Genomic DNA, 12,948 nt, shown 5'->3' with positions numbered 1-12,948 from the left:
TTACCGATTCGCTTCAAAATTACAAATTATAGCACTAATTAATTCCTTTAAAGAAACGATAAAATTACTTTTGTATTTTCTGCTAGACCTTTTAAAGTAGTATTTTTGTCAAAATTACCAAAAGGCAAATGACAGATAGCTTAGTAATAATTCCAACGTTTAATGAAATTGAGAATATTGAAGCTATTATAGATGCTGTTTTTCAACTTAAAAAAGAATTTGATGTCTTAATTGTTGATGATAATTCCCCGGATGGTACTGCAAATAAGGTCATTGAATTACAAAATAAATATCCTAAGCAGTTGTTTCTCGAAGTAAGAAACGGCAAATCTGGTTTGGGGACTGCTTATATTCATGGTTTTAAATGGGCATTGGCAAGAAAATACGATTACATTTTTGAAATGGATGCCGATTTTTCTCATAGACCCTCAGATTTACAACGATTATACAGAGCGTGCCTTAATGGTGCAGATGTGGCCATTGGGTCGCGCTATAAAAAAGGAGTAAATGTAGTTAATTGGCCACTTTACAGAGTTTTATTGTCCTATGGAGCCTCTTTTTATGTAAAACTAATTACTGGAATGCGAATTCATGATCCTACAGCAGGCTTTGTCTGCTATAACAGAATCGTTTTGGAGGCGATTAACCTGGATACAATAAAATTTGTAGGATATGCTTTTCAGATAGAAATGAAATTTAGGGCATACCTAAAAAAATTTAAAATTGAAGAAGTCTCCATCATTTTTACAGATCGGGAGCTGGGCAAATCTAAGATGAGTTCTTCAATTATCTGGGAAGCAATATTTGGTGTTATCACAATGAAATTCAGAAGTTTTTTTACTAAAGATTAAGTTATGGATAAAACACTCATTAAAAATGCTATTATCATAAATGAAGGAGTAAGATTTGAGTCCGATATTCTAATTCAAGATGAGATTATCACAAAAATTGGCAGTAATCTTTCTTCAAACGGGGCAAAAATTCTGGACGTAGCCGGGAATTTTGTTTTACCTGGGATAATAGATGATCAGGTGCATTTTAGAGAGCCCGGACTTACCCATAAGGGCGATATAGCTTCAGAAAGCAGGGCGGCCATTGCAGGTGGAATAACCTCTTACATGGAACAACCCAATACGAATCCGCAAACGACCACTATAGAAAAATTGGAGCAAAAATTTGAATTAGCTTCCAGGACTTCATATGCTAATTATTCCTTTTTATTTGGTGGTACCAATGACAACCTTGAGGAAATAAAAAAACTTGATAAATATGCCTGCTCAGGCATAAAATTGTTTTTGGGATCTTCTACAGGAAATATGCTGGTGGATAATGAAGAGGTCCTTGAGCGAATATTTAAGAATACAGAACTAGTGATTTCAGCACATTGTGAAGATGAAAAAACTATTAGAGAAAACACACAGAAATACAGAGCTATATATGGCGATGATATTCCTGTTGAATTACATCCGTTAATACGAAGCGAACAGGCTTGTTACCTTTCTTCATCCCGGGCGATTGCCCTTGCAGAGAAAACGGGGGCTAGATTGCACGTTTTTCATGTTTCAACAGGCAAAGAGACCAATCTTTTTAGAAATGACATTCCACTTGAACAAAAAAAGATCACGGCAGAAGTTTGTATTCATCACCTTTGGTTTTCAGATAAAGATTATTCGGAAAAGGGAATGTTAATTAAATGGAATCCTGCTATTAAGACCTCCACAGACAGAGATCAATTATGGCAGGCATTATTGGATGATAGAATTGATGTTGTGGCAACAGACCATGCTCCACATACTCTGGATGAAAAGAAAAATATTTATATGAAGGCACCCTCTGGTGGCCCCCTTGTTCAGCATGCATTAACGGCTATGTGGGAAAAAGTTTTTGAAGGAAAAATCACTGTAGAGAAAGTTGTTGAAAAAATGTGCCACAATCCTGCTAAATTGTTTCAAATTGAGAAACGTGGTTATATAAAGGAGGGCTTTTATGCAGATTTAGCAATAGTAGATGTAAACTCACCCTGGACGGTTGATAAAAACAATATTTTATATAAATGTTCATGGTCACCTTTTGAAGGTAATAGGTTTAGAACAAAAGTCACTCACACATTTGTTAATGGACATTTGGCTTATGATAAAGGACAATTTTCCAGTTTCAGGAATGCTAAAAGGCTTACTTTTGATAGATAATGATGCGTAAAATATTCCTCTTAATAACATTTATAATTCTTTTCTCATGCGGAGAGGAGGTCATTGAGAAGCCCGTCAATCTTATTTCTAAAGAGAAAATGATTGATATCCTTCACGATCTGGCTATTATAAATGCGGCTAAGACTACCGGGCCCCGGGTAATGGAAGATAAGAATTTTGCTCCCATGCAATTTATTTACGACAAATATGAAATTGATAGTATACAGTTTGTCTCGAGTGATTTATATTACGCATCCAGGCCTTTGGAATATGAAGATATTTATAAGAAAATAGAAGAGAGAATTATAAAGCAAAAAGAGGGTTTTGAAAAACAGAAAGAGAAAAAAAAGGACAGTTTAGATCAGGAGAAGGAGGAAGAGTGAGCCTCTATATATTTTTGACATGAATAGGAAACACATGATTGAATTAATTCATATTCCATATTAAGTGCTTCCTGTACTTTTAAATTATCATACACCTGTGGATGTCGTAAAGATGTGAGCCCTTGTTTAGTTAACTTCCTTTTTTTGGATATAAATAAATTTATAGCCCAGTCCATTCTCCAGAAAACTTCTAATTGCCAAAATTTCAGCCCAATCTTAGGTGCTGGTTTGTTAAACGCGAGCGAGATTGTCTCTAAAATACTTTTATAGGACAAATTTTCTGCTACAGCAATAAAGCGCTCATTTTTAATAGGAGAATCCATAAGTTGATCCATTATTTTAACAACATCTCCTACCGAAATAAATCCCGTACCACCCGGGAAGTAATATTTCATACCTTTCGCAGCCGTTTTAAATAGTAACCCACTACCGCTTTCCCAATATCCGGGACCCAGGATAATACCAGGATTAACAATTACTACAGAGAGGCCTTCCTGAGCACCCCTCCAGACTTCCATTTCGGCAAAGTGTTTTGAAGATGCATATACATTTGCATAGGTATCATTCCATTCATTTTCTTCATTGATCCGTTCACCTGTTGTAGATTTGCCTATTGTTGCAATAGAACTTACATAGCACAATTTTTTGATATTCTTATCAATACAAAGATTTACAATATTCTCCGTACCCTTCTTATTTATTTTTTGTAGAGCATTAAAATCACCGGGATCAAATGAAATAAATGCAGCACAGTGATAAACCAGAGTAACTTCCTTAAATGCCAATTCAAGAGCAGGGATATCATTAATATCGGCTTCTATCCATTGAATCTTATCAAATAACATCTCAGAATTTTCATGATAATATGAAAATACCTCCTTTACTCTCTGAATATTGCTATTTTTTCGATGAATAGCCTTAACAGATGCACCCTTAGTGAGCAAATGCAACATTAGATGGGACCCTACAAGTCCAGTTCCTCCTGTGACTAAAACCATGGGTCTAATTTACTCATTTCGGTTGGATAAATTTGTTCAATGAGTCAAGCTGCTGGCTATTTCTATTATATTTGCAGCAACTATTTTAATAGATTACAAAATGACTTCAAACTTTGTTTCGGAACTAAAATGGAGGGGAATGGTACACGATGTTATGCCGGGAACCGAAGAGCATTTACTTACTGGGATTCAATCTGCCTATGTTGGGATAGATCCAACTGCAAATTCACTTCATATTGGTCATTTGGTAAGTGTAATGATGTTAAGACATTTTCAGCTCGCAGGTCATAAACCCTATGCCTTGATTGGCGGAGCAACAGGTATGATAGGTGATCCTTCCGGTAAATCAACTGAAAGAAATTTATTGGATGAAACTACCTTGCGATTAAATCAGGAAGCAATTAGAGAGCAATTGTCCCGTTTTCTTGATTTTGATAGCCTGGCAAAAAATTCTGCGGTACTTGTTAACAACTATGATTGGATGAAAGATTTCACTTTCCTCGATTTTATTCGCGATGTTGGGAAACACATTACAGTTAACTATATGATGGCCAAAGAATCTGTCAGGAAAAGGCTTTCACCAGATGAAAAAGAAGGTATGTCTTTTACTGAGTTTACATATCAGCTGGTTCAGGGGTATGATTTTTTATATCTGTTTCAGAATTATAATTGTACGCTTCAAATGGGTGGGAGTGACCAATGGGGAAATATTACAACCGGAACAGAACTAATTCGCAGAATTGGAGGGGGTAAAGGATATGCACTCACATGTCCTCTTATTACTAAGGCTGATGGAACTAAATTTGGAAAAACTGAGGGCGGTAACATCTGGCTGGACGCCCATAGAACATCGCCTTATAAATTTTATCAGTATTGGCTAAATACATCAGATGAAGATGCAGAAAAATACATTAAAATCTTTACTTTTTTGTCTGAAAGTGAAATTGAAGATTTGATTATAGAACAGTCTCAGGCACCTCATTTACGAATATTACAAAAACGCCTGGCGCAAGAAATTTCCATTCTGGTTCATTCCAAAGAAGAATATGAAAATGCAGTGATTGCCAGTTCTATTCTTTTTGGAAAATCAACTTCTACAGATCTTAAGAGCTTAGACGAGAATACTTTTTTAGATGTTTTTGACGGAGTCCCTCAAGCGGAGATTTCCAAATCTGAAATGGATAATGGATTGGATATGATTGCTGCATTAGCTGCCAAAACAGGATTTTTAGGTTCTAATGGTGAAGCACGGAGAGAACTAAAACAAAATGCCATTTCCGTTAATAAGGAAAAAGTAAAAGAAGATTATTTAATAACGGAAACAGATTTGATAAACAACAAATATGTTTTACTTCAGCGAGGTAAAAAGAATTATTTTATCCTGGTTGTAAAATCTTAAATTGGGGGTATTAATGGAGGAAATTGATTTTTTTGACTTCAGAGCAGTACTGCTTTTAACCTTTGTTCTGTTCCTGATTATATTTATTCGCTTTTTAATTGTTTCTGGAGCGTATCACTATGCATTTTTCTTTTTGTTTCGAAAAAAATTTGATAAAAGAATATTAGATCATACTGCGTTAAAGAAGAAGCAATTATACAAGGAATTATATTGGTCTGCTATAAGCGGGTTGATTTTTGCGATTTTTGGAATATTGATTTATTTTTTATGGTCAAAAGGGGTTACGGCAATCTATGTGGATTTAAACGCCTACCCATTATGGTATTTACCAATTAGTGTATTATTAACGCTATTTATTCAGGACACCTATTATTATTGGATACACCGTTGGATGCACAAGCCGTCTGTCTATAAGTATTTTCATAAGATTCATCATAAAAGTGTACACACTTCAGTATTGACCTCTTTCTCATTTCATCCATTGGAGACTGTGTTACAGGCTATTATTCTTCCATTAATAGTTTTGTTTATACCTATGCACTATTACGCTTTGCTATTTATGCTATTAATCATGACTATTTCAGCGACAATTAATCATGCCGGAGTTGAAATATATCCTTCAGGAAAATATGGAAAGTGGTTTGGACATTGGATAATTGGCGCTACTCATCACGATCAGCATCACAGAAAGTTCAATTATAACTTTGGATTATACTTTACATTTTGGGATAAGTGGATGGGAACGGAAAGTCCCGAAAGTATTGGGAAATGATTTAAGTAATTTTAAACCCCTGATACTAAAGCACCATTAAATTACAGCCGCGGACGTCTGAATGATCAAATCTGCCTAATACTTCAAAACTCCCATCTTTATAGATCCTGCCAAGATCCTGAGTTGCAATAAACGAACACGAATAAATATTGGCGAGATCTATGATGTTTATTCCTCCTACTTTACCAAAAGATTCAGTTGTCAAAGGATCTTCTGTTTCTCGTATAGAAACAGACATCCAGGGAGGACAATTGAAAATTCCGTTAGCTTTGGAATATGCCTGAGAAAGAAGTTCAGTCATGCCGTATTCCGAGTGAATGGCATCAAGGCCAAAACTGTTTTTAAGGATATTATGTAATTCATCCCGCACCAATTCAGTTCTCCTGCCTTTCATCCCGCCTGTTTCCATAATAATGGTATTTTTTAATTTCAGTGAATGATGCTCGGAAATGTTTAGTAAGGCATATGAAACACCAATAAGGATGCTTTTACCAGCAGATTGATCCAGGCTTTCGAGGGTCTTTAATAGATCAACTTTGTTATCAAGATAAAAACCACTCTTCGGATTTTCACTTTTTTTAATAAGGTCTTTTACCATATAGATAAGTGAAGAGCCTTCACGTTCCATATAAGAAGGTAATAATGCCAGAACGCAATAATCCTCAATATTTCCATAGAAATGTTCAAAGGTTTTCAAATAGCTTTTCACATAAATAGACAGCTCTGAAACATAATGTTTGCTAACAAGTTGTCCCGTTGTCCCGCTGCTTTCAAAAACGATCTGAGGTTTTTGGTTCTTGGCTATTACTTTTTTGGATTTGAAAAATTCAATTGGTAAATATGGAATATCTTTTACTGTATTTACATTAGACCTAGATTTACCCAAATAACTGCAAAACTTCTGGTAAATAGGATTGTTGTCATACTGAAAATTAAAAATCTCCAATGCAAGATTGTTGAACTGAGATAATGTTTTGATCTCAAAAATTTTATTGATATCCATATCGACTTGAAGACTACAAAAATAGTTAAAATAAAAAAAGCTCCTCTGGGGAGCACAATAATGGATATTTGTGAAATGCTATTTAACAACCAGTTTTCTGGTCATTGTTTTGTTATTCTCTTCCACTTGAATTACGTAAACACCTGGTGAAAGCCTTCCTATATTGAGCATATTTGTTGAAATCCGATCCTGAAGTACTATTTTACCAAAAACGTCGTACACGGTTACATCTTTACTCTGATTATTTAAAGTTTTAATGTAAACGATGCCATCAATAGCTGGATTTGGATAAAGCGTAAAATTGGAAATTTCTTGTTCCTTTTCACCTATAGCCCGTGGCTTTTCCTGTCCGGAAAGCACTAAAGTAAAGACCAGTAAAAAGAATACGTAGGCTTTTTGCATCAACATTGATTTGGGATCAACTAAGTAAATATATGATAATAGCTTTTCTCCTGATAGAAATTGTTGTGAAAGCTAAATTTTTGTAGGTAAACTTTTATAGTTGTAACATTCATCGATGAATTATGCATTTAATCGATAAATAATAAATTTTATAAGGAAGTTGTACCGAATATTTTTTTGAGGGAGTAAATCTATTTAATTATCAATTTTCTAGTTGCTACCCTATCTTTTTCATATACTCTTAGGACATAAACCCCGGCAACTAAATTAGAGACATTCAACTCCTTTCTTAGAATTGTTGTCTCAAGCCTTTGAGTGCCAAAAACATCAAAGATTAGTATTCTTTTCGGGGCATTCGATGCAGTCTGGATATAAACTTTTCCAGTGGAAACGGGATTTGGATATAGCTTAAAACCCTCTATTTCGCCCCCAGGGTTTTGCGCTTCCTGGCCGTAGCTAAAAGAGATAAAAAGAAAAAATAAAACAAGGTAGATTTGCTTCATAAACACTATTCAACAATAGTAATTATCACAAATATAGAAATTTTAGTTCTCCATTATACTCCATGAATTTGTTAAATAACTAATATTCGATAAAATGCATCCATAGATACTGTTAAACTGGAATAGAACTTTAAAACCCCTAATATTTGACTCTTTGGTGTTATTTTAATGTTATCAGCATTAAATCAACGTTAAGTAATTAAAGCATATTAGTATTATCTTTACTTTTGGTCTGAATGATCAAAGAATAAACCCATGAAAAAGCAGGACATTAAAATTCTATTGGTAGATGATGAACCGGATATTTTGGAGATTCTAAAATATAATCTTTCTTCCCAGGGATATCAGGTATTTACTGCTAAGAACGGAATTGAAGGTGTAGAGAAGGCAAGGAAAAAAACTCCCCATTTGATACTTTTGGATGTAATGATGCCTGAAATGGATGGGATAGAAGCTTGTGATGTTATTCGAAATACAAAAGGATTGGAAAATACCTTAATTACCTTTTTAACAGCCAGAGGAGAGGATTATTCTCAGGTAGCTGGTTTTGATGCAGGTGCTGATGATTACATCACCAAACCGATAAAACCAAAATTATTGGTAAGTAAGATAAAGGCTTTGTTAAGGCGATTAAATGAAGAAAAGAATCAGGATGAAGATATTCTGAAGGTCGGAAATATTGAAATTAATCGCGAGGAATACAAAGTAATCAACAACGGGAAAGAGATTATTCTCCCAAGGAAAGAATTCGAGCTTTTGGCCTTATTAGCCTCAAAACCAGACAAGGTATTTAAACGTGAAGTAATATTGGATAAAGTCTGGGGACAGGAAGTAGTTGTTGGAGGCAGAACAATTGATGTACATATTAGAAAACTACGCGAAAAAATTGGGGACAATCATTTTAAAACTGTCAAGGGTGTAGGCTATAAGTTTGTATTGTAATGTCTACAAGGTTAAAAAAGTCATATAAGTTTGCATTCCGTTCCGCACTCTTAATTACTATCATTCTTGCATTATCTTTAAGTCTTTTTCTGTTGTACAAAAAACAGTTAGAAGACACCTGGCTTGAACTACTGGTTTTTACTATAATGGTTTTTGTAATATCTTTTACTATAATTCAGGTTCGTGTCGAGAAATATATCTACCGAAGGATTAAGAAAATTTATGATGATGTTTCTTTATTGGAGTCTACTTCTTTTACCACCGATCCTGTTACAACAGACATGAAAACGCTGACAGAGGATATAGAAAAATTTGCAAAGGACAAAAAAATTGAAATAGACACACTAAAAATCCGTGAGGAATACAGGAAGGACTTTTTAGGTAATATTTCACACGAACTTAAGACCCCTTTGTTTACAGTACAAGGCTATATTCTTACACTTCTAGATGGTGCCTTGGCGGATAAAGCAGTTAGGAAAAAATATTTACAGCGAGCCCAAAAAGGTGTGGAAAGACTTATTTATATTATCAAGGACCTTGATCTGATTACAAAATTAGAGGTTGGAGACTTAAACTTGGAATTAGGTGCCTTTGATATAATTGAACTTATACAAAGTGTATTTGAATTGGTAGAGATGAAGGCAGGTAAAAAAAACATCTCGCTTACTTTTGACATGAATTATGAAACTCCAATCTATGTAAAGGCCGATAGGGATAAAATACAGCAGGTGTTGTCTAATTTGATAGTGAATTCTATAAAATATGGTCATCGTGATGGTACTACCGAAGTAAGTGTGGAAAACCTTATCAGGAATAAAGTGATTGTAAGAATCACCGATAATGGTGAAGGAATTCCTGAAGAACATATCCCCAGACTTTTTGAGCGATTTTACAGGGTTGATAAAAGCGGTAGCAGGAAAGAAGGCGGCTCCGGTTTGGGATTGTCAATCGTAAAACACATAATTGAGGCACATGGCGAAAAAATATATGTTGAAAGTGTGGTGGGTGTAGGATCGGAATTTTCATTTACCTTAGAAAAGACTCAACTTAAAGCTGACTAAATCTGCTCTCCGAAAGAATTCCTTAGTTTTACTGAAACAAAATAATACCCTTTGCTTTGGGAAGTAAAAATAAACTCAAACGATTTGAACAAAACAAGACTTTCAGCCATGTTATTGAACCTGGCAGGGATGAACTAATAGAGGGTAAATTTCCTTTAAAAGGAAAATGGAAGAGTTTTTTTAATAATGACAATCCGATAGTTTTGGAACTGGGTTGTGGTAAAGGAGAATATACCATTGGCCTGGCCAAGCTGGATGGATCGAGGAATTTTATAGGTATTGATATTAAGGGTGCCAGGTTGTGGAGGGGGGCTAAAACCGCCCTGGAGGAGAATTTAGGGAATGTTGCCTTTTTACGAACGCAGATAGAACTAATAGATTTAATCTTTGCCGAAAATGAGGTAGATGAAATCTGGATTACTTTTCCAGACCCACAACTAAAGTATAAACGAACGAAACACAGGCTTACAAATAAGGCCTTTTTGGATAAATACAAGTTTGTACTTAAAGATAAAGGTATAATCAACTTAAAGACCGATAGTGAATTTATGCATGGGTACACTTTGGGATTATTACATGGCTTAGGTTGTGAGATTTTATATGCAAATCATGATATTTACAAGAATGAGGGGAGTCCAAAAGAAGTGATGGATATAAAAACTTTCTATGAAAAGCAGTATCTTGAAAAAGGAAAACCAATTACATATATAAAGTTTACTGTCAATTAACCAATGACGCATTTAATTATACTTTTTTTTGTGACTTTTTCAGCTGCTTTTATGGCAACTGTTCCTCCGGGATTGCTAAATATGAATGCTGCCCAAACAAGTGTTAAAAAAGGGAAACTAAACGGAATTATGTTTAGTCTAGGGGTCGCTACCATGATCATGATGCAGGCGTACATTGCAGTAATGATTTCAAAATTTCTATTCAGACATCCTGAAGTCATAGATTTACTACTTAAGATCGCATTAGGTGTTTTTACTTTTTTTGCACTTTATTTTTTTATTTCAGCAAAACGGGAAAAAACAAAAAAAATAAAAATTGTAAATGTTAGTAAAAGGAATAGTTATTTTAAAGGAATGCTCCTCGCTGCTCTTAATTTACTTACCATTCCTTACTATAGCGGGCTTAATGCTATGTGGAATGCATCTGGCTGGATTAAATTTGAAATTTGGGATATTCTAACGTTTATTATAGCAGCCGGTAGTGGAACTTTTACAGTGCTTTATTTGTACACCGTATATTTTTATAAATTAGAAGCCAAAACAGACCGCTTTTCTAAAAATTCGAATTACATTCTTAGCGCTTTAATGATGGTCTTACTGGTAATTACGATTTTTAGAATATTTTATTAATAATATGAATCCGGAAAATAAAAACTTCTTTCAGAAAGTTTACGAAATATCCAGGCAGATTCCCTATGGGAGAGTTACTTCTTATGGCGCTATAGCAAAGTATTTGGGAGCGGCCAGGAGCGCAAGGATGGTGGGATGGGCTATGAATGGAGCAGGGACAATTGAAGGTGTTCCCGCACATAGAGTTGTAAATAGAAAGGGTTTATTAACCGGAAAACATCACTTTGACGGCACCAGCTTAATGCAACAATTGTTAGAAAATGAAGGCCTCAAAGTAAAAGATAATCAAATAGTAAATTTTGAAAAATACTTCTGGGATCCCGCCAAAGAATTGCCTTCAGAGATCTATTAGTTTTGTTTCTACTAAAATTTAGAATACTTCCTACACTATATATGGCAAATCTATATTGATATTGTCCTTTTCAATACCACAACTTTATAGTTTCGCACCTATAACTTATCTTTGTTGTTTAGAATCATTTTACATAAAGACATAAATACCACAGCTCATGAAGTTGGATAAGAAAGAAATACTAAAAGCTTTAGAAACTATTACAGTGCCAGGTGAGGGGATGAATATGGTCGAAAGTGGGGCTGTAAATAATATTCAGGTGTTTGGAGATGAGGTGGTAGTAGATATTGCCATAAATAATCCAAGCCTTCAGGCAAGGAAGAAAACAGAAGTCGAAATTTTGAAGGCCATTCACAGGGAGGTTTATGAAAAGGCAAAAATCACTGTAAATATTAAGGTTGATGCTCCGGTTAAGCCAGAGGTGAATGAAATTAAAGGAAAACCAATACCCGGAATACAAAATATAATTGCTGTCGCTTCCGGAAAAGGTGGTGTTGGGAAATCTACAGTGACAGCCAATTTGGCCGTAACGCTGGCAAAGATGGGATTTAAAGTTGGTTTGCTGGATGCAGATATCTATGGTCCTTCAATGCCCATTATGTTTGATGTTGCAGGTGAAAAGCCCTTAGCAACGAATATAAATGGAAATTCAAAAATGTTACCTATAGAAAACTATGGGGTAAAGCTTTTATCTATTGGTTTTTTCACTCAACCTAATCAGGCAGTAATCTGGAGAGGGCCTATGGCGTCAAAAGCTTTAAATCAAATGATCTTTGACGCGCATTGGGAAGAATTAGATTTTATGTTGGTCGATTTACCACCGGGTACAGGTGATATACATTTAAGTATTATGCAATCTATGCCGATTACTGGTGCTGTAGTTGTAAGCACACCTCAGGAGGTAGCTCTTGCAGATGCACGTAAAGGCGTAGCAATGTTTCAACAGGAGGCCATCAATGTACCTGTTTTAGGAATTGTTGAGAATATGGCTTACTTTACTCCGGAGGAGCTTCCAGATAACAAATATTATATCTTTGGAAAAACCGGGGCAAGAAATCTGGCTACTGATCTGAATGTTCCATTTTTGGGAGAAATACCTTTAGTTCAAAGTATTCGTGAGGCTGGAGATATTGGAAGACCTGCTGCTCTTCAAAAAGCCACTCCGGTCGAAAAAGCCTTTGAGGAACTTACCAAGAATGTAGTTCAGGAAGTTGTTTCACGAAATAAAAGTTTACCACCTACTGAAGCAATTAAGATAACAACAATGGCCGGTTGTGCTGCTGCTAAAAAGAACTGATCATGACATCTGAGGAACTCAAAAGTACTGTTGAAAAAGCGTTGGATGAAATTCGCCCATTTTTACAAAGTGATGGGGGAGATATTTCATTAATATCTATTGATAACGATAAATTGGTAACAGTAAAGCTGGAAGGAAATTGCGTAGGGTGCAGCGTTAACCAAATGACGCTGAAGAGTGGGGTGGAAATGACAATTAAAAAGCATGCTCCGCAGATAGAAAAGGTGATCAATATTGATTAGAAGACGCCCTTCTTAGCATGATACTGACATTATAGTTAAATACAGAT

General features: G+C 35.1%; 16 protein-coding genes. 12 read left to right on the top strand and 4 right to left on the bottom strand.

Annotated features, from left to right (window positions below; genetic code table 11):
* The first annotated feature begins 128 nt into the window (after nucleotides 1-128).
* Genes ABJH90_RS12790 through ABJH90_RS12780 form a run of 3 tightly spaced genes read left to right on the top strand, consistent with a single transcriptional unit; the run spans nucleotide 129 to nucleotide 2,572 of the window.
* Complete coding sequence (locus ABJH90_RS12790; protein WP_348141484.1) at nucleotides 129-851, top strand: polyprenol monophosphomannose synthase; 723 nt, start codon at nucleotides 129-131, stop codon at nucleotides 849-851.
* A 3-nt stretch (nucleotides 852-854) separates the two neighbouring features.
* Complete coding sequence (locus tag ABJH90_RS12785; protein WP_348141486.1) at nucleotides 855-2,189, top strand: dihydroorotase; 1,335 nt, start codon at nucleotides 855-857, stop codon at nucleotides 2,187-2,189.
* Entirely contained in the window at nucleotides 2,189-2,572 is a 384-nt protein-coding gene (locus ABJH90_RS12780; RefSeq protein ID WP_348141488.1) for a DUF4296 domain-containing protein, read from the top strand. Before ABJH90_RS12785 ends, ABJH90_RS12780 begins: the two co-directional genes overlap by 1 nt.
* On the opposite strand, the gene ABJH90_RS12775 is transcribed toward ABJH90_RS12780, so the two are convergent.
* Nucleotides 2,551-3,570 (bottom strand): NAD-dependent epimerase/dehydratase family protein, encoded by a 1,020-nt coding sequence (locus ABJH90_RS12775; protein ID WP_348141490.1) that lies wholly within the window; start codon nucleotides 3,568-3,570, stop codon nucleotides 2,551-2,553. The genes ABJH90_RS12780 and ABJH90_RS12775 overlap by 22 nt on opposite strands.
* Before the next feature lie 100 nt (nucleotides 3,571-3,670).
* On the opposite strand from ABJH90_RS12775, the gene tyrS reads away from it, so the two are divergent.
* Complete coding sequence (tyrS, locus tag ABJH90_RS12770; RefSeq protein ID WP_348141492.1) at nucleotides 3,671-4,969, top strand: tyrosine--tRNA ligase; 1,299 nt, start codon at nucleotides 3,671-3,673, stop codon at nucleotides 4,967-4,969.
* Nucleotides 4,970-4,982: 13 nt separating this feature from the next.
* Complete coding sequence (locus ABJH90_RS12765) at nucleotides 4,983-5,741, top strand: sterol desaturase family protein (RefSeq protein WP_348141494.1); 759 nt, start codon at nucleotides 4,983-4,985, stop codon at nucleotides 5,739-5,741.
* Nucleotides 5,742-5,766: 25 nt separating this feature from the next.
* Here ABJH90_RS12765 and ABJH90_RS12760 read toward each other — a convergent pair whose 3' ends face one another.
* The 3 genes from ABJH90_RS12760 to ABJH90_RS12750 form a co-directional block, all read right to left on the bottom strand.
* Nucleotides 5,767-6,744: an acyl transferase gene (locus ABJH90_RS12760; RefSeq protein WP_348141496.1), complete on the bottom strand. Its 978-nt coding sequence runs from the start codon at nucleotides 6,742-6,744 to the stop codon at nucleotides 5,767-5,769.
* A gap of 78 nt (nucleotides 6,745-6,822) precedes the next feature.
* Nucleotides 6,823-7,146, bottom strand: a complete 324-nt coding sequence (locus ABJH90_RS12755) for a T9SS type A sorting domain-containing protein (RefSeq protein ID WP_348141498.1) — start codon at nucleotides 7,144-7,146, stop codon at nucleotides 6,823-6,825.
* Nucleotides 7,147-7,337: 191 nt separating this feature from the next.
* Nucleotides 7,338-7,649, bottom strand: a complete 312-nt coding sequence (locus ABJH90_RS12750; protein WP_348141502.1) for a T9SS type A sorting domain-containing protein — start codon at nucleotides 7,647-7,649, stop codon at nucleotides 7,338-7,340.
* A 255-nt stretch (nucleotides 7,650-7,904) separates the two neighbouring features.
* Here ABJH90_RS12750 and ABJH90_RS12745 point away from each other — a divergent pair, with 255 nt between their 5' ends.
* The 7 genes from ABJH90_RS12745 to ABJH90_RS12715 all read left to right on the top strand — a co-directional run bounded on the left by ABJH90_RS12745 (nucleotide 7,905) and on the right by ABJH90_RS12715 (nucleotide 12,901).
* Nucleotides 7,905-8,591: a response regulator transcription factor gene (locus ABJH90_RS12745; protein WP_348141504.1), complete on the top strand. Its 687-nt coding sequence runs from the start codon at nucleotides 7,905-7,907 to the stop codon at nucleotides 8,589-8,591.
* Nucleotides 8,591-9,652 (top strand): ATP-binding protein, encoded by a 1,062-nt coding sequence (locus ABJH90_RS12740; protein WP_348141507.1) that lies wholly within the window; start codon nucleotides 8,591-8,593, stop codon nucleotides 9,650-9,652. Before ABJH90_RS12745 ends, ABJH90_RS12740 begins: the two co-directional genes overlap by 1 nt.
* Nucleotides 9,653-9,708: 56 nt before the next feature.
* Nucleotides 9,709-10,380 (top strand): tRNA (guanosine(46)-N7)-methyltransferase TrmB, encoded by a 672-nt coding sequence (trmB, locus tag ABJH90_RS12735; protein ID WP_348141509.1) that lies wholly within the window; start codon nucleotides 9,709-9,711, stop codon nucleotides 10,378-10,380.
* A 3-nt stretch (nucleotides 10,381-10,383) separates the two neighbouring features.
* Nucleotides 10,384-11,010, top strand: a complete 627-nt coding sequence (locus ABJH90_RS12730) for a LysE family transporter (protein ID WP_348141511.1) — start codon at nucleotides 10,384-10,386, stop codon at nucleotides 11,008-11,010.
* Nucleotides 11,011-11,014: 4 nt separating this feature from the next.
* A complete protein-coding gene (locus ABJH90_RS12725; protein WP_348141513.1) occupies nucleotides 11,015-11,362 on the top strand; it encodes an MGMT family protein in 348 nt (115 codons plus the stop codon).
* Nucleotides 11,363-11,519: 157 nt separating this feature from the next.
* Nucleotides 11,520-12,659 carry an Mrp/NBP35 family ATP-binding protein gene (locus tag ABJH90_RS12720; RefSeq protein ID WP_348141516.1) on the top strand — a complete coding sequence of 380 codons (1,140 nt, stop codon included), beginning with the start codon at nucleotides 11,520-11,522 and terminating at the stop codon, nucleotides 12,657-12,659.
* A 2-nt stretch (nucleotides 12,660-12,661) separates the two neighbouring features.
* Nucleotides 12,662-12,901, top strand: coding sequence for a NifU family protein (locus ABJH90_RS12715; RefSeq protein WP_348141518.1), 240 nt, complete (start codon nucleotides 12,662-12,664; stop codon nucleotides 12,899-12,901).
* Nucleotides 12,902-12,948: the final 47 nt, after the last annotated feature.

Origin of the sequence: Eudoraea sp. (assembly GCF_039969275.1) — a bacterium.
GTDB lineage: Bacteria > Bacteroidota > Bacteroidia > Flavobacteriales > Flavobacteriaceae > Eudoraea.
Note: the sequence above shows the minus strand (reverse complement) of the source record. Positions and strands in the feature narration are given on the sequence as shown.